Raw genomic sequence first — 14,515 nt, forward strand, 5'->3', positions numbered from 1 at the left:
CAACGATCGACGCGCTTGTGGCGGAGTAGTGTTTCGCCGCATGCGCGTAGTGGTCATTGGCGGAACGGGCCACATCGGCACCTATCTGGTGCCGAGCCTGGTCAAGGCAGGGCATGCTGTCGCGGTTGTCAGTCGCGGATCACGTCGGCCTTACCGCGACGATCCCGCGTGGCGGGACGTGGAGATGGTGACCTGCGATCGCGAGGCTGCCGAGCAGGATGGCCAGTTCGGGACGGTGATCGGTCAACTGCGGCCCGACGCGGTCGTGGACCTGACCTGCTTCACGACGGCGCAGGCAAGGCAACTGGTCGACGCGCTGGACGGTCAGCACGTAGTCCACACTGGCAGCGCGTGGTCGTACGGGCCTAGCGCCATCGTCCCCACCACCGAGGATGCACCCAAGCACCCTCACGGGGAGTACGGCATCAACAAACTGGCCGTCGAGCAGTACTTGATGGGGGAGCAGGGTCGGGTGCGCGCCAGCGTCGTGCATCCCGGACACATCAGTGGGCCCGGTTGGCTACCCATCGGCCCCGCCGGCAACCTCGACCCCGGGGTGATCGACTCGTTGCGCGCTGACGGCTCCTGCCTGTTGCCCGATCGTGGCGGTGAGACCATCCACCACGTGCATGCGGAGGACGTTGCCGGGCTGCACCAGGCCTGTCTCGGCCAGCCGGATGCTGCTGCCGGGCAGAGCTTCAACAGCGTCTGCACGCAGGCGTTCACGCTGCGTGGCTACGCCGAAGTCGTGGCTCGGCACTTTGGCCATGAGCCGAGGTTGCAGTTCGTGCCGTGGGACGAGTTCGTGTCCCGCGTGGACCCTGAACACGTTGAGGTGACCCTCGACCACATCGGGCGCGCTCCGCTGCACTCGATGGAGAAAGCCCGCACCATCCTGGGCTTCCTGCCGAAGCACGACGTGACCGACACTGTCCTGGAGGCCATCGACGCTTGGGTCGGAGCGAACAGAAGTTGAGGCGCCGTCCTCTCGGCCGGGGACGGGCAGTTGCGCCCTCCGCTCACGGCAATGCAAAGGACGTCACCATGTCGCAACCCAGCCAGGACACAGCGCCGCTCGCACACCAGGCGGACCCGATGTCAGGCCCACGGCCACGGCTCCTCGTCTTCGACGTCAATGAGACCTTGTCCGACATGTGCAGCATGGCTGACCGGTTCGCCGACATCGGCGCCCCGCCCTTCTTGGCAGCCGCCTGGTTCGCAGCCGTGTTGCGAGACGGCTTCGCCCTGACCGTCAACGGCGCAAACCCCGACTTCGCAGACCTCGCGCGAGCCGGGCTCGCGGCGGCATTGGCTACCCAGCCGGTCGAACACCTCGACGACGCCGTCGACCAGCTCATGACGGCGTTCGCGTCCCTGCCCGCCCACAGCGACGTTGTCGAAGGAATCGCCGACCTCGCCGCTACCGGCGTCCGTCTGGTCACGTTCAGCAACGGTTCGGCCGCCATCGCCGAAGGACTCCTGCAACGAAACGGAATCGACCACCACTTCGAGCGTCTGCTGTCCGTGCAGGACGCCCCGGCCTGGAAACCTGCCGAGTCGGCATACCAATATGCGCTCAACGTGTGCGACGTGGACGCTACGGACGCGCTGCTGGTCGCGGTCCACCCCTGGGACCTGCACGGCGCCAAGGCGGCGGGGCTCACGACGGCATACCTGAATCGCAAGGGCGCCACCTATCCCAACTACTTCAGCCGCCCGGACATTGAGGTTGGTTCCCTGGCGCAACTTGCTGAACTGCTCACCGCCGCTGAGAGGTCGCCGGACTGACGCGTACGGCATGAACATGCTTGGGCGACAGGTAGAGGGGAGGAGCCGGGCGTCAGTTGCCGCTCTCCTGGTCGAGGTCGCGCTTGCCGGGGCTCATGCTGGAGGCCTCGGCGCGGCTGCTGATCAGGTGGTGGCGGCATGCCTCGATCGCTCGATCTGCGTCGCGGTCCCGCAGGGCGGCCAGAATGACCTGATGCTCGGCATTCATGGTGCCGACGTCGCTGTGCTGGCTGAGCAGCCACCTGATCTGCCCGGCCACCGGCTCGATGACCGAGGCCAGCACCCGGCTGTCGGCCTCCTCCACGAGCACCTCGTGGAAGGACGCGTTCGCGGCCACCGCGCCTTCGGAGTCGCCGGAGTCGATGGCGGCCGCGGTCCGATCAACCACTGCCTGAAGGCGATCCAGGCCCTGTTCGTCCAGAGTGCGCACGAGACGCCGGCACAGGATCTCCTCAAGGGCTGAGCGCACCTGGTAGAGCGTCTCGAGGTCGTCGTCGCTGAGTCGGCGCACGACCATGCCGCGGGTGGGGCGCTCCTCGACGAACCCCTCCCGCTCCAACGCCCGGAGCGCCTCGCGGACGGGGACCCGGGAGACGTCAAGCTCTTGCGCCAGCTGACGCTCGACGAGCCGACTCCCGGGAGGCAATTGTCCTGAGATGACCCGGTCACGGAGCGCGTCCTGCACCGAATCCCGAAGCACTGCGACATGTTTCTTGCCAGTAGGCATTGCGCTCCCTCCCTTCTTGGTATACCAAAGTGGTATACCAAATTGACGTACCTCGTCACCATAGCCATGGCACGCCCCGTAGGCCCAGTTTTGAGTGTCTTCGGGACGCACAACAGGCCGCAACACCCGCAGCGACCCCGGCCGTACGCGCACCCACACCCCCTCACACTTTGGAGATCCTCATGTGCCTGCATGACCACCACGCCAACGCTGTCCAGCCGCCGGCAGCCGTAGCCCGCCGCAATGTCCTGGCGGGGGCAGCCGTCCTCGCTGGCGTCTCTGCCGCGGGTGTCGTGGGCGCTCCGATGGCGCAGGCAGCCCCGGGTGAGGCTCCGTCGGCCCCGCGCTACCCCGGCCGCAGTCCCCGGCCCGGTGCACTGGTCATCACCGGCGGAGCACTGGTCGACCCACGGTCTGGCCACGTCACGCAGGACGCCGTGGTGGTGCTCGACGGAGGTGTGGTGCTGGCCGCAGGTTCGCGTGACGCCACCCGCGCCGCAGTGGCCAAGGTGTCGGGCCGAGCGAGGACCATCGAGGTTTTCGGCAAGTGGATCGTGCCCGGACTGGTCGACGTCCACGTCCACATCAATGCCCTCGCGGACGCCAAGGCAGTCCTGAGGGCCGGGGCGACCACGGTGCGCAGCGGGTCCTCGACCTTCTACCAGGACGTCGCCCTGCGGCCGCTCGCCGAGTGGGCGCCCGGCCTGGCGCCGCGGATGCGTGCTGCGGGCGTGTTCGTGTCTCCGGAGCTGGGGGACACCGTGCTCGCCGATCCCGCCCTCGCGCCCCTGGCAGCCCTCGCCGGCGGCGTGCGGTCGACCTCTGACCTGGCCTACCTGACCCGGGTGAACCTCTCCCGAGGCGTCGACGTCATCAAGACCCGCACGAACCCGCGAGCCGGGCTCGCCGAGCAGGACCCGACCGAGCTCGTCTATGACCAGGAGCAGATCTCGGCGATCGTCTCCGCAGCAGGACGATCAGGGGTCCTGTGCCACGCGTACAGCCAAGCCGGGATTGAGGGCGCCGTGCGTGCGGGGGTCCGCAGCATCGAGCACGGAGTGTTCGTCGGCGAGTCCACCATGGACCTGATGGCCCGTCGCGGCACATATTTCACCCCCACCACCGCTGCGATCGCGGGGCTGAGCCGGTCGACCAACCCTGTCCTGGCCGCGCGGGGCCGCGAATACATGCCGGTCCTGCAGGCAGCAATCCGCGAGGCCCACGCGCGTGGCGTCACCGTCGTCGCTGGCACGGACTCCTTCGGCACCGCCGTCGACCCGATCGGCACAGAGGTGAGGCTCCTGGTCGAGGCCGGGCTCACGCCGCTGGACGCCCTTCGCGGTGCGACCGTGAACGCGGCGGGACTTCTCGGGTGGTCCAAGAAGGTTGGCCGCCTGGCTCCGGGCTACCACGCCGATCTTGTGGTCGTCGACGGGAACCCGCTGCAGGACGGCGGCGCCCTCGAACGCGTCAAGCTCGTGGTTGCCCAGGGCGCTGTGGTCCGCAACGAGCTCTGACGTCACTGCAAAAGTCTTCTGACAACGAGCGCTGCAGCAACGGGAAGTCGCGGACAAGCTGTCCTGATCGTTGCTCCAACCAAGAGTGGCTGGTTCCGCCCGTATGGGCGGGACCAGCCACTCTTGTTCGTCGTGTGACGGGAGGTTCAGTCGGCGGCTTGGAGTGCCTTGACCTCGTCACGCGCAGCGACGACGGTTTGGTGCTGGCGTGAGACGACCTCACGGAACCCGGCGCTGAGGTCCTTGTCGAGAGCCTTCTCGTACTCGGACACCGCGTGGTCCTCGCCGGTCACGGCGGCGCCGAGGACGCCACCCGCGTCGTCGCCGGTCAGGGCGTCCTTGAGAGAGATCCACCCGCGGTGCAGAGCCGCTGCGGCGGTGCCGCTCTCGTCGACGTCGTCGCCGTAGTCGTGACCGAGGGCCACAATCTCCTGGCGGAAGCTCGCGCGCTGCTCCGACAGGCGCTGCATCAGCGTCGCCCACTCGGGGTGGTCGCCGTCGCGCAGCTTGTCGGCGGCGGCGCTGAAGCCCTTCTCTCCGTCACGCAGGGTCTCGACCAGTTCTTCGGCAGCCTTCGCGTCGTCCGACATGGTGCTCCTTCGCATTGGGGTCATGACCCGGTGGGGCCGGTTGTCGACGTTACGCGAGCTGACGGCCGTGTAGGGCCCAAGAGGGCACCTGACCTGCAGAGATGCGCAGATACGTCCGGTGACGACACGGCATACGCTGGGGCTATGGACTATCGATACCTGGGCAACAGCGGACTCAAGATCTCCGAGATCACCTACGGCAACTGGCTCACGCACGGCTCGCAGGTCGAGAACGACATGGCGACGCAATGCGTGCGCGCAGCGCTGGAAGCCGGCATCAGCACCTTCGACACGGCCGATGTCTATGCCAACACCAAAGCGGAGACGGTGCTGGGCGAAGCCCTCAAGGGGGAGCGGCGCGAGGGCCTCGAGATCTTCACCAAGGTCTACTTCCCCACCGGCCCCAGCGGCAAGAACGACACGGGCCTGTCCCGCAAGCACGTCATGGAGTCGATCAACGGATCGTTGCAGCGACTGCAGACCGACTACGTCGACCTCTACCAGGCACACCGCTACGACACCGAGACCCCGCTCGAGGAGACGATGCAGGCCTTCGCCGACATCGTCCGTCAGGGCAAGGCGCTCTACATCGGCGTCAGCGAGTGGACCGCCGACCAGATCCGTGCGGGCGTGATCCTGAGCAAGGAACTCGGCTTCCAGCTCATCTCGAGCCAGCCGCAGTACTCCATGCTCTGGCGCGTCATCGAGGACGAGGTCGTGCCCACGTCCGAGGCGCTCGGGGTGAGCCAGATCGTCTGGAGCCCGATTGCGCAGGGCGTGCTCACCGGCAAGTACCAGCCCGGTCAGGCCCCGCCCGAGGGCTCGCGTGCCACGGACGAGAAGGGTGGCGCCGACATGATCAAGCGGTTCATGAACGACGACGTCCTCACCCGCGTGCAGAACCTCAAGCCGATCGCCGACGAGGCGGGGCTGACCATGGCCCAGCTCGCCGTCGCCTGGGTGCTCCAGAACGACAACGTCGCGGCCGCGCTCGTCGGTGCCTCGCGCCCGGAGCAGGTCCACGAGAACGTCAAGGCCGCAGGCGTGCGGCTCGAGCCGACGGTCATGTCGCAGATCGATGACGTTCTCGGCGACGTCGTCGAGCGAGACCCGGGCAAGACCGAGGAGACAGCACCACAGAAGCGGGTCGTCTGAGCTCGGTGCCGTCGTCCTCCGGCGAGCGGGGTCTCGTCGGAGGGCATGCGCTGGCGTGGAGCGCGCCACGGGTGGGCAACACTGTGCAGATGCGGCTCTCGGACGCGCACGTCCTCCTCACCGGCGCGACCGGGACGATCGGCACGGCCCTCGCGCGTCGGTTGACCGAGCGGGGTGCCCGGCTGACCCTGCTCGCCCGCGCCCCTGACCCGCTGCACGCTCTTGCCCGTTCGACTGGTGGTGTTGCCTTCCCGGCAGACCTCTGCGATCCGGATGCCCTGCGAGGGCTCGTGGACCGGGTCGAGGAGGGGCAGGGCCCTGTCGACGTCCTCGTCAACAACGCGGCGGCTGACACTGCCGGGTTTCTCACCGACCTGACGGCCGAAGACCTCCGTCGCACCATCGACCTCAACCTCACCGCGCCCATGGAGCTGTGCCGTCAGGTGCTCCCGGGCATGCTCTCGCGCGGCAGCGGTCACCTCGTCAACATCTCCTCCCTGGCCGGGGTGGCGACCTTCCCGGGACTCGCCCTGTATGGCGGGACCAAGGCTGGCCTGACCCACGCGACCTCGGGTCTGCGTGCGGACCTGCGGGGCACACCGGTCGGCACCCTGACTGCCGAGATCGGGCCGGTCGCCTCCGAGATGATGAATCGCATCGGTCGCCACGGGCCCAGCGAGGCCTCCTTCGACCGGGTGCTGCGCGCCCGCCTCCTCAGCCTGCTCGAACCGGACGACGTCGCCGTCGGGATCGTCGCTGCCATTGAGCAGGGCCGCCCCCACCTGCGCCTCCCCAGGCGCGCAGCGCCGATCGCGGCGGTGACGGGAATCCCTCGCGCGCTCGCCCGGATCGCGCTCTCCGGCATACCGACTCGTCCCGCCCCGCAGCGACCCGAGACGCAGCGACCCGAGACGCGGTCGGCCCGATGAGCAAACGTCGGACCCCGACCCGCCGCAAGATTGCGGTGGCCAGCTGGCGACCCTCGCGCGACGGGCGGATCTATACCCGGATGGAGGTCGACGCCACCGCTGCCCTTGCCTACCTGGACCGGGTGCGGTCCGAGTCGGGGGAGCGGGTCACCATCACCCACGTCGTCGGTGCGGCGTTGGGCCGAGCGCTCCGCCAGGTCCCCGAGATCCGCGCGCGCATCGTGATGGGTCAGCTCCTTGACCTCGACACCTGCGACATCGGTTTTGCGGTCGACATCGAGGGCGGGTCCGATCTGGCTCCGGTCAAGGTGCTCGGCGCGGACCGGCTGAGTCCGCTGGAGGTGGCCCGAGCCGTGAGTTCGGGTGCCGAGCAGCTTCGTGCCCACCAGGACGTGGCCTATCGCCGCAGCTCCGGGATCGTGCGGCTGGCGCCGAGCTGGGCGGTGCGGCCAGCGTTGGCGCTTGCCAGCGTCGTCGCCGGAGGGCTGGGGCGTCCCTTCCTGGGCCAGCCAGGCTTCCCCCTCGGCACGGCCTTCGTGTCCAATGTCGGTTCACTCGGGCTCGACGAGGCGTTCCTCGCTCCGCTGCCCTTCGCCCGCACCCCGCTTTACCTGGCGGTCGGAGCGATCCGGGAGAGGGCGGTCGTCGTGGACGGCGAGGTCGTGGTGCGCCCGATCGTCGTGCTCGTGGCGACCGCCGACCACCGCATCGTCGATGGTGCGCACGCCGGGCAGATGGCCGGCATCGTGCGCGACCTCCTGCTGCACCCTGAACAACTGGACACCATCAGCTGACTCGCCCGGTTTCCGCCCCGGCGTCGCTGCCGGTCTTCACACCCGGTGGGCAGGTTCTGGAGGACGTCCATTTTCATGAACGGTGAAGATCCCGTTGTCCGCTGGGTTGCTGAGCGGCAGGATGCGGTCCAGCGACATGGTGACCCGTACCTGTTCGCGGATGTCGCGGAGGACGGTCTCGTCGCTGCGGTGCAGGTAGACAGTGGCCGTGGTGCTGATGTGGATGATCGCGGTGATCACGCGCGCCAGCGTCGCCGCATCCCGCCCGTCGATGCGCTCGTCGCGTGTCAGCAGCTGCGCGATACCGTCCTCGAGTCGGGCTGAGAGAACGAGTCCTTCGCGTCGGTATGGCTCGGAGGGATCCCCGAAGACAAGCTCGTGCAGATAGGTACGTCCGTTCTCGACCTGCTCACGGACACACGCCACCACCGGGCGGATGAGCGCGATGACGCCGTCCAGCGGGCCCTGTCCTGCGGCGGCTGCGGCGGCCTGGCCGGCATCGATGGCGACGGCGAACTTCTGGTTCTGCACCATGATCAGCAACTCCGCCTTCGTGGCCGCATACAGGTACAGGGTGCCGATCGCGACGTCGGCACGTTCGGCGACCTGCTGCGTCGTGACCCCGCCAACGCCACGTTCCGCGAACAACTCGCGCGCCGCCGCCATGATGCGCTCGCGCTTGTCCTGCTTTGCCCTCTCCCGACGGCCGATCGGCTTCCGAGCGTCTCGCACGGTGACCTCCCTTGACATATGCACTGAGTGGACTCATTATTGAGTATACTCGGGTATCCGAGCAGGGCCACCACTGCCAGTGGCTCCATCCGAATCGCACACGAGGAGATCGTCATGAGCATCACGAGCAACAGCCCCACCGTCACGTCCTACGCGAAGGCACCGGCCCTCGCCGTCTCTGCCGGCGGTGTCACCTTCGCCTACCGCGAGCTGGGACCGAAGGGCGGCATTCCCGTCGTCTTCTTCGTGCACCTCGCCGCGAACCTCGACAACTGGGACCCCCGCATCGTCGACCCGATCGCGAAGAACCATCACGTCATCACCTTCGACAACCGCGGCGTCGGCGCCTCGACCGGCAAGGTGCCCGACAGCATCGACGCGATGGCCGACGACGCCTACACGTTCATCAAGGCGCTCGGGTTCGACAAGATCGACATCTTCTCCTTCTCCCTTGGCGGGTTCATCGCCCAAGCCCTCGTGGTCAAGCACCCCGAGCTCGTGCGCAAGCTTGTCCTCACCGGTACCGGCCCCGCCGGTGGCAAGGACATCGACAAGGTCGCCGGCGTCACCTACTTCGACATCCTGCGCGCCACCCTGACGCGGTCCGACGCGAAGGAGTTCCTGTTCTTCAACCGGAATGCCACCGGCAAGCCCGCCGCGAAGGCCTTCGTCAGGCGCCTCCAGGAGCGCAGCGTCGACCGCGACACCCCAGTCAAGGTGAAGGCGTTCCAGACGCAGCTGAGGGCGATCAAGAAGTGGGGTCGCTCAGCGCCCGCGGACCTGTCGAAGTTCACCCAGGCCACCCTCATCGCCAATGGCGACAACGACCGCATGGTGCCGTCGGTTCTCTCGACCGACATGCACCGCCGGATCCCGGGATCCGAACTGGTCATCTACCCCGACTCCGGGCACGGCGGCATCTTCCAGTTCCACGAGAAGTTCGCCCCCGTCGCCGTGGAGTTCCTCGCCCGCTGACCGGCATCCGACATCGTCCGAAGGAAGACCCATGACCAGCACGATTCCGTTCAGGAAGAACCCATTCGCATCATCGATCCTGCTCTGGGTCCGCACCGACCAGCCGAGGCAGCAAGGGATGGATCATTGGCAGGGCCCTCACTCCCAGATCATCTCGGCGACCCCGGGGTTCGAGGAGTACCGGCAGATCCACCTCGCTGAGACCAATCCCGGGCTGTGGCCCGCCACCCAGGGCGTCGAGACGGCCATACCCGTGGATCGCAGGATCGACGGGGTCGCTGAGGTCACGTTCCAGTCGGTTCTGTCGCCGCTTCTGGGCCGGAAGCAGACCCGCCTCGCGTACCAGGACGAGATCAACGTGTTCCGGCGCACCCTGCTCTATTCCGGACTGCCGAACACCTCCCGTTGGTACGAGGTCGCAGGCGACGGCGAGAAGGTCGGAGCCCGCGCCCTCATCTACCTCCGGAGACGACAAGGTGTGCGCACCGGCCTCTTCCGCAAGCACCTCACCCAAGAGCTCGTGCCTGCGCTCGCGAATACCGGTGTGCTGACAGAGCTCCGGACCCAGGTCTTCATGCCCTGGAACAAGAAGCTCTGGGACACGCCCGACGTCGCGCACGACAACCCCACTGACCAGCGGTTCCACGCCTCGCTGATCCTCGGCTTCACAGACGCAGCCGCACGAGCAGCCTTCTTCGCAGGTGAGGAGATCACCACGTTGTCGGACCGGCTTTCCGAGTTCGCCTCGGCCGTCCACGCCTACAAGGTGTCCGTCGCCCTCACCTACGTCAAGGACGGAGTCATCCTCCCGACCTACAAGGCCTAGGTCGTCGTGTCTCGATCTCTACGCCAGCCACGACGACGAGGGCCGCAGCATCTGCTGCGGCCCTCCTGCGTGTCCGACTGCTCGAAGGTGAACGTCAGTTCGGCATCCGGTTGAATTTGCGGACGATGCGGTCGAAGATCCGGGCCGGAAGGACGCGGTGCAGCACGCTGATGCTGGCGGCCGTCGAGCCGGCGGTGCGCCGCAGTTTCGGGTTCCGGTCGGTGGCCGCCGCGACGATCGCCTTGGCCACGACGGCGGGGTCATCGCCGCCGCTCGTGTTCTTTGCCAGCACCTCGTCGAAGGTGCGGCGTCCCGACGCGTAGAGCGGCAGCGGGGTGTCGGCCTGAACGCTGTGGGCACCGAATGGCGTGTTGATGGGGCCGGGCTCCACGAGCAGGATCCGCACGCCGTGCTCACGAACCTCGTGGTCCAGTGACCCGGAGTAGCCCTCGACCGCGTGCTTGGTCGAGACGTAGACGGCCATGAACGGGCTGGGCACGAACCCGCTGAGGGAGGAGACGTTGATGATGCGTCCGTGCCGTTGAGCGCGCATGAACGGCAGGACCGCCTTGGTCATCCGCATGACGCCGTAGACGTTGATGTCGAAGACGTCCTGCATCTGCTCGATGGAGAACTCCTCTGCGGCGCCGGTGGCGCCGACGCCGGCATTGTTGACCAGGACGTCGATCTGCCCGAACTGGCCGATCACCTGCTCGACCACAGAGGCGACCGAGTCGTCGCTGGTCACGTCGAGGTCGAGGTAGGTCACCCCGGCGGGTGCGGTGACCCGCGAGGTGTTGCGGCCGGTGCCGATCACCTCGAAACCTGCGGCGGCGAGCGCGTGAGCAGTCGCTTTGCCGATGCCTGAGGAAGCGCCTGTCACGAGGGCGACCTTCCGACGTGCACTCATCACTGGCCCATGAGGTGCGTGGCCGACAACTCCGCATACAGCGCCTCGACCGGGCCGCTCAGCGCGGCCTTGACCTGAACCGACAAATCGTCGGCGAGGACCTCGTACTCCCCGGCCTCGAAGGCGTCATACACCTTCGTCACGAGCTCTGCGGGCAGCAGCTTGGGCCCTTCAGCGTGGGCGGCCATGGGGGTGTCGACGTAGCCCATGTGCACACCGGTCACGTGAACCCCCTCTGAGGCCAGCTCGAGACGCAGTGAGTTGGTGGCCGACCACAGCGCGGCCTTGGACGCGCTGTAGATGCCGCCGAAGGCGTACCAGCTGGCGACGGAGTGGACGTCAACCAGGCCGGACTCGTGCTTGGTGGCGAGGATGGGTGCGAAGGCGCGGGCGATGAAGACCGGCCCGAAGAAGTTCGTCTCCATGTTTGCGCGGATGTCCGCCTCGGTCGCCGTCAGCAGGCTGGCGGTCGGCGGGGTCGCGCCTGCGTTGTTGATCAGCACCGTCACGTCCCCTGCAGTGACAACGGCTGCCTGGATGGAGGCGCTGTCGGTGACGTCGAGTGGGATGGGCACGATGCGGTCGTCGTCCCAGGTGCGGGGGATGCGGGCTGTGGCATAGACCTTGCTCGCGCCACGAGCCAGGGCTTCGTGCACGAAGTGGGTGCCGATGCCACCGTTGGAACCCGTGACGAGCACGGTGGCTCCGTTGAGTGTGGGCATGTTCGTGGTCCTCCTTGGTGGGGTGTGATCCGAACCGCAGGTGCGGCTCGTCGTGGGAGAATGAACCGAGGCACATACGAGCCCACACAGTTCTGACTTTGATCAGAACTGATCCCAGTCAGATCCTATTCCGGAGGACACACGTCATGGCCCTCGCCGCACAGCCGGTCGGACGACGCGAGCGGAACAAGCAGGACAAACTGGACCGCATCACCGCCGCGGCCCGCGCCCTCTTCGCGAAGCACGGAGTCGACGAGGTCACGACCCAGCAGATCGCCGACAGGGCCGACATCGGCGCGGGCACCTTGTTCCTGTATGCCAAGAGCAAGGGCGAGCTGCTCCTGCTCGTGCAGAACTCAAGCTATGCCGACGCACTCGTGAAAGGCAGGGCGGCCGCCCAGAGCATTCCCGACGCCCTCGACGCGGTGATGGCGATCATCCGTCCGGTCGTTGAATGCAACCGTGTCCAGATCGACAACGGGCGCACATATCTGCGGGAGATCGTCTTCGGCGACCCCGAAGAGCCGTACCGCCGCGACGCTCTTGCCCTCACTGTGCAGACCGAGGAGGCGATCGCGACGGTGTTGCAGCGCGACCAGCACGCCAGCCCCCGTGATGCGGCAATGCTGGCGCACATCGTCTCCGCCATCATGTTCCTCAGCATGGCGGCCACGATCAACATCGCCCGCTCCGTCGATGAAATCCTCGAGGACATCAAAAGCCAGGTGCGCGTTCTCCTGCCGCACTGACCGCCGCGCCCGCAAGATTGCAGCACTGTGGGTGGGGGGCAGGCCGGCAGGCGGTAGCCTTCCGTGGCGAGACTCGACTTCCCGAGGGCTCGAACACGATCGTGATGGAGACCTGACGTTGCTGAACTCGACGCTGCTCATGTCGTCGGCGCACTATTTCGGCAACGACCACAAGCTCAACCCCTATTACCAGGACGGCGCGACCGTCGACACGGCCAAGGCCGAGGTCGAGCACAACGGCATCAAGGATGCGTTGCACCGCGCAGGCGCCGAGATCGTCACCGTCGAAGCGCCCCCGACGAGCCAGGACGGCGTCTACACCGCCAACTGGGCGCTCGTTCGCGGTGGCCGCGCGCTCATGGCGACGCTCCCACCCTCACGCCAGAGCGAGGAGGCGTGGGCGCGCACTCAGCTCACCGAGCTCGGCTACCAGATCGACGACCTGCCGCAGCCGTGGCGCTTCAGCGGACAGGGCGACGCCCTGATCTGTGGTGACCTCGTGTTCTGCGGAGCCGGCTATCGCTCCGACGAAGAAGCCTTGGCGTATGCCGCCCAGCACTTCGGTCTCGAACGTATCCAGTTGCAGACCCTCCCGCAGCTCGACGACGCCGGCCAGCCGGTCGTCAACGTCGTGAGCGGCTGGCCCGACAGTTACTGGTACGACATCGACCTCACGCTTTCCGTTCTGCGCGAACCCGATTCGGCCGGTCGCGGCCTCATCGCCTACTGCCCGGAGGCGTTCACGCCCGAGAGTCGTGAGCTGCTCGCGAAGCTCGACGTCGTCGACAAGATCGAGATCTCCGAGGCCGAGGCGCGGACGTCGTTCGCGTGCAACCTCGTGTCCACGGGTTCAACGGTCGTCATGAGCGACAACGCACCGCAGTTGCGGGCAGACGTTGAGAGTGCCGGCCTGTCGGTCATCACCCCGCACGTCGACGAGCTCGCCAAGGGCGGCGGCTACATCCGCTGCACGTCTCTCTGGATCTGACCAACCGCGACTTATTGCGACTTCGCAGAGTTGCTCGCTGCGCTCGCGACTATGCGAAGTCGCAATAAGTCGAGATCAGGGACGGGACTGCTGGGCGCGGGCGTGGCGCTCATGGAGGCGCTCGCGGATCTCGTCGGGTGAGTAGGCCCGCCGCTGCCGCTCGTTGCGCGCGATCACGGCGCCGGTCGCGACGACAGAGGCGACGCTGGCCAGCCCGAGAACCTTCCACCAGTTCGACTGCATGACGGCAAGCGTATGCGGGGCGTCTTCGACGTGGGAGGAGCGTGAGGTGCCCCATGGCGAAGCCAAAGAACGGCATACGCTGCCGTCATGGGTTCTGCTGCCGAAACCTCCGCCGGAATCTCGCTCGACGAGGCCATCGAACTCACCCGCACCGGCGACGTGTGGATCTTCCGAGGACGGTCCATGGCCGACCGGGCCATCCAGGCCGCAACGAACGCGCCGGTCAACCACGTCGGCATGGCCGTCGTGCTCGAGGACCTGCCGCCACTGATGTGGCACGCCGAACTCGGGAAGTCGTTGCAGGACATGTGGACCGGGGACTTCCACCGTGGCGTCCAGCTGCACGACCTGCGTGCGTCGGTGACGCGTTGGCAGGAGACCTATGAGCAACGGGCCTGGCTGCGTCAGCTGACTCCGGAGGTGGGGGAGGAGCACGAGGACGCCGTCCTGCGGTGCGTGGCCCGCCTCGACGGAGTCTCGTTCCCGTCGACGGGCCGGCTCGCATGGCGCTGGCTCTCGGGGCGCGACGGCCATGTGTCGCGGCGTGACCTCGACCTCAAGGCGGTGCGACCGGAGGTGGCCTACTGCGCCGAGGTGGTGGCTCTGACCTATGAGGAGATGGGGCTGCTCACGCCGGACGCGCCGATGAACTGGTACGACCCCGGGAGGTTCTGGAGCGGCGACAAGCTGCCGCTCGTGCCCGGCTGGGAGCTCGGAACAGAGATCGAGGTCGCCGCAGAGCCGCAGGCAAAGGGCGATGCAACCTGAGTCACACCTGGTTACCGGTCGACAAGTGTGCGGTACGCTCGGTATCAGGCACTAGCGGTACCGGATAGTTTGCTGCGCACGTGCATGACCGACGACGTTTCC

General features: G+C 67.3%; 17 protein-coding genes. 11 read left to right on the forward strand and 6 right to left on the reverse strand.

Annotated elements, in window-relative coordinates; genetic code table 11:
• Nucleotides 1-40 precede the first annotated feature (40 nt).
• On the forward strand, nucleotides 41-976 hold the full coding sequence (locus V6K52_RS02305) for an NAD-dependent epimerase/dehydratase family protein (protein WP_353952293.1): 936 nt from the start codon (nucleotides 41-43) through the stop codon (nucleotides 974-976).
• Nucleotides 977-1,044: 68 nt separating this feature from the next.
• Entirely contained in the window at nucleotides 1,045-1,788 is a 744-nt protein-coding gene (locus V6K52_RS02310; RefSeq protein ID WP_353952294.1) for a haloacid dehalogenase type II, read from the forward strand.
• Between the two features lie 52 nt (nucleotides 1,789-1,840).
• Here the strand turns inward: V6K52_RS02310 and V6K52_RS02315 are convergent, their stop codons facing one another.
• Nucleotides 1,841-2,515, reverse strand: coding sequence for a GntR family transcriptional regulator (locus tag V6K52_RS02315; RefSeq protein ID WP_353952295.1), 675 nt, complete (start codon nucleotides 2,513-2,515; stop codon nucleotides 1,841-1,843).
• 182 nt (nucleotides 2,516-2,697) lie between these two features.
• On the opposite strand from V6K52_RS02315, the gene V6K52_RS02320 reads away from it, so the two are divergent.
• On the forward strand, nucleotides 2,698-4,032 hold the full coding sequence (locus tag V6K52_RS02320) for an amidohydrolase family protein (RefSeq protein WP_353952296.1): 1,335 nt from the start codon (nucleotides 2,698-2,700) through the stop codon (nucleotides 4,030-4,032).
• Between the two features lie 146 nt (nucleotides 4,033-4,178).
• Here V6K52_RS02320 and V6K52_RS02325 read toward each other — a convergent pair whose 3' ends face one another.
• Nucleotides 4,179-4,622 carry a PA2169 family four-helix-bundle protein gene (locus V6K52_RS02325; RefSeq protein WP_353952297.1) on the reverse strand — a complete coding sequence of 148 codons (444 nt, stop codon included), beginning with the start codon at nucleotides 4,620-4,622 and terminating at the stop codon, nucleotides 4,179-4,181.
• Between the two features lie 144 nt (nucleotides 4,623-4,766).
• Between V6K52_RS02325 and V6K52_RS02330 the strand changes: the two genes are divergently transcribed.
• From V6K52_RS02330 to V6K52_RS02340, 3 genes are all read left to right on the forward strand, one after another.
• Nucleotides 4,767-5,777 carry an aldo/keto reductase family protein gene (locus V6K52_RS02330; RefSeq protein ID WP_353952298.1) on the forward strand — a complete coding sequence of 337 codons (1,011 nt, stop codon included), beginning with the start codon at nucleotides 4,767-4,769 and terminating at the stop codon, nucleotides 5,775-5,777.
• Nucleotides 5,778-5,866: 89 nt separating this feature from the next.
• Nucleotides 5,867-6,706 carry an SDR family NAD(P)-dependent oxidoreductase gene (locus tag V6K52_RS02335; protein WP_353952299.1) on the forward strand — a complete coding sequence of 280 codons (840 nt, stop codon included), beginning with the start codon at nucleotides 5,867-5,869 and terminating at the stop codon, nucleotides 6,704-6,706.
• Entirely contained in the window at nucleotides 6,703-7,500 is a 798-nt protein-coding gene (locus V6K52_RS02340; protein ID WP_353952300.1) for a 2-oxo acid dehydrogenase subunit E2, read from the forward strand. The genes V6K52_RS02335 and V6K52_RS02340 overlap by 4 nt, the downstream gene beginning before the upstream one ends.
• 36 nt (nucleotides 7,501-7,536) lie before the next feature.
• Here V6K52_RS02340 and V6K52_RS02345 read toward each other — a convergent pair whose 3' ends face one another.
• Nucleotides 7,537-8,232: a TetR/AcrR family transcriptional regulator gene (locus V6K52_RS02345; protein ID WP_353952301.1), complete on the reverse strand. Its 696-nt coding sequence runs from the start codon at nucleotides 8,230-8,232 to the stop codon at nucleotides 7,537-7,539.
• Between the two features lie 114 nt (nucleotides 8,233-8,346).
• Here V6K52_RS02345 and V6K52_RS02350 point away from each other — a divergent pair, with 114 nt between their 5' ends.
• Nucleotides 8,347-9,207 (forward strand): alpha/beta hydrolase, encoded by an 861-nt coding sequence (locus V6K52_RS02350; protein ID WP_353952302.1) that lies wholly within the window; start codon nucleotides 8,347-8,349, stop codon nucleotides 9,205-9,207.
• A 31-nt stretch (nucleotides 9,208-9,238) separates the two neighbouring features.
• Entirely contained in the window at nucleotides 9,239-10,033 is a 795-nt protein-coding gene (locus V6K52_RS02355) for a strictosidine synthase (protein WP_353952303.1), read from the forward strand.
• 94 nt (nucleotides 10,034-10,127) lie between these two features.
• On the opposite strand, the gene V6K52_RS02360 is transcribed toward V6K52_RS02355, so the two are convergent.
• Nucleotides 10,128-10,943, reverse strand: coding sequence for an oxidoreductase (locus V6K52_RS02360; protein WP_353952304.1), 816 nt, complete (start codon nucleotides 10,941-10,943; stop codon nucleotides 10,128-10,130).
• Nucleotides 10,943-11,665 (reverse strand): SDR family oxidoreductase, encoded by a 723-nt coding sequence (locus tag V6K52_RS02365; protein ID WP_353952305.1) that lies wholly within the window; start codon nucleotides 11,663-11,665, stop codon nucleotides 10,943-10,945. Before V6K52_RS02365 ends, V6K52_RS02360 begins: the two co-directional genes overlap by 1 nt.
• 146 nt (nucleotides 11,666-11,811) lie before the next feature.
• Here V6K52_RS02365 and V6K52_RS02370 point away from each other — a divergent pair, with 146 nt between their 5' ends.
• Nucleotides 11,812-12,414, forward strand: coding sequence for a helix-turn-helix domain-containing protein (locus tag V6K52_RS02370; RefSeq protein ID WP_353952306.1), 603 nt, complete (start codon nucleotides 11,812-11,814; stop codon nucleotides 12,412-12,414).
• A 118-nt stretch (nucleotides 12,415-12,532) separates the two neighbouring features.
• Nucleotides 12,533-13,402 (forward strand): hypothetical protein, encoded by an 870-nt coding sequence (locus V6K52_RS02375; protein WP_353952307.1) that lies wholly within the window; start codon nucleotides 12,533-12,535, stop codon nucleotides 13,400-13,402.
• A 75-nt stretch (nucleotides 13,403-13,477) separates the two neighbouring features.
• On the opposite strand, the gene V6K52_RS02380 is transcribed toward V6K52_RS02375, so the two are convergent.
• Nucleotides 13,478-13,645, reverse strand: a complete 168-nt coding sequence (locus V6K52_RS02380; protein ID WP_353952308.1) for a hypothetical protein — start codon at nucleotides 13,643-13,645, stop codon at nucleotides 13,478-13,480.
• Nucleotides 13,646-13,732: 87 nt separating this feature from the next.
• On the opposite strand from V6K52_RS02380, the gene V6K52_RS02385 reads away from it, so the two are divergent.
• Entirely contained in the window at nucleotides 13,733-14,413 is a 681-nt protein-coding gene (locus V6K52_RS02385; protein ID WP_353952309.1) for a hypothetical protein, read from the forward strand.
• Nucleotides 14,414-14,515: the final 102 nt, after the last annotated feature.

The sequence above is a fragment of the Knoellia sp. S7-12 genome, assembly GCF_040518285.1.
GTDB lineage: Bacteria > Actinomycetota > Actinomycetes > Actinomycetales > Dermatophilaceae > Knoellia.

Bases quoted from the DNA above. Each gene is read 5' to 3' on its own strand.
- V6K52_RS02365 (WP_353952305.1), bottom strand. From the start codon at position 11,665: ATGCCCACACTCAACGGAGCCACCGTGCTCGTCACGGGTTCCAACGGT.
- V6K52_RS02380 (WP_353952308.1), bottom strand. From the start codon at position 13,645: ATGCAGTCGAACTGGTGGAAGGTTCTCGGGCTGGCCAGCGTCGCCTCT.
- V6K52_RS02305 (WP_353952293.1), top strand. From the start codon at position 41: ATGCGCGTAGTGGTCATTGGCGGAACGGGCCACATCGGCACCTATCTG.
- V6K52_RS02335 (WP_353952299.1), top strand. From the start codon at position 5,867: ATGCGGCTCTCGGACGCGCACGTCCTCCTCACCGGCGCGACCGGGACG.
- V6K52_RS02330 (WP_353952298.1), top strand. From the start codon at position 4,767: ATGGACTATCGATACCTGGGCAACAGCGGACTCAAGATCTCCGAGATC.
- V6K52_RS02355 (WP_353952303.1), top strand. From the start codon at position 9,239: ATGACCAGCACGATTCCGTTCAGGAAGAACCCATTCGCATCATCGATC.
- V6K52_RS02360 (WP_353952304.1), bottom strand. From the start codon at position 10,943: ATGAGTGCACGTCGGAAGGTCGCCCTCGTGACAGGCGCTTCCTCAGGC.
- V6K52_RS02310 (WP_353952294.1), top strand. From the start codon at position 1,045: ATGTCGCAACCCAGCCAGGACACAGCGCCGCTCGCACACCAGGCGGAC.
- V6K52_RS02370 (WP_353952306.1), top strand. From the start codon at position 11,812: ATGGCCCTCGCCGCACAGCCGGTCGGACGACGCGAGCGGAACAAGCAG.
- V6K52_RS02385 (WP_353952309.1), top strand. From the start codon at position 13,733: ATGGGTTCTGCTGCCGAAACCTCCGCCGGAATCTCGCTCGACGAGGCC.
- V6K52_RS02320 (WP_353952296.1), top strand. From the start codon at position 2,698: ATGTGCCTGCATGACCACCACGCCAACGCTGTCCAGCCGCCGGCAGCC.
- V6K52_RS02350 (WP_353952302.1), top strand. From the start codon at position 8,347: ATGAGCATCACGAGCAACAGCCCCACCGTCACGTCCTACGCGAAGGCA.
- V6K52_RS02315 (WP_353952295.1), bottom strand. From the start codon at position 2,515: ATGCCTACTGGCAAGAAACATGTCGCAGTGCTTCGGGATTCGGTGCAG.
- V6K52_RS02340 (WP_353952300.1), top strand. From the start codon at position 6,703: ATGAGCAAACGTCGGACCCCGACCCGCCGCAAGATTGCGGTGGCCAGC.
- V6K52_RS02325 (WP_353952297.1), bottom strand. From the start codon at position 4,622: ATGTCGGACGACGCGAAGGCTGCCGAAGAACTGGTCGAGACCCTGCGT.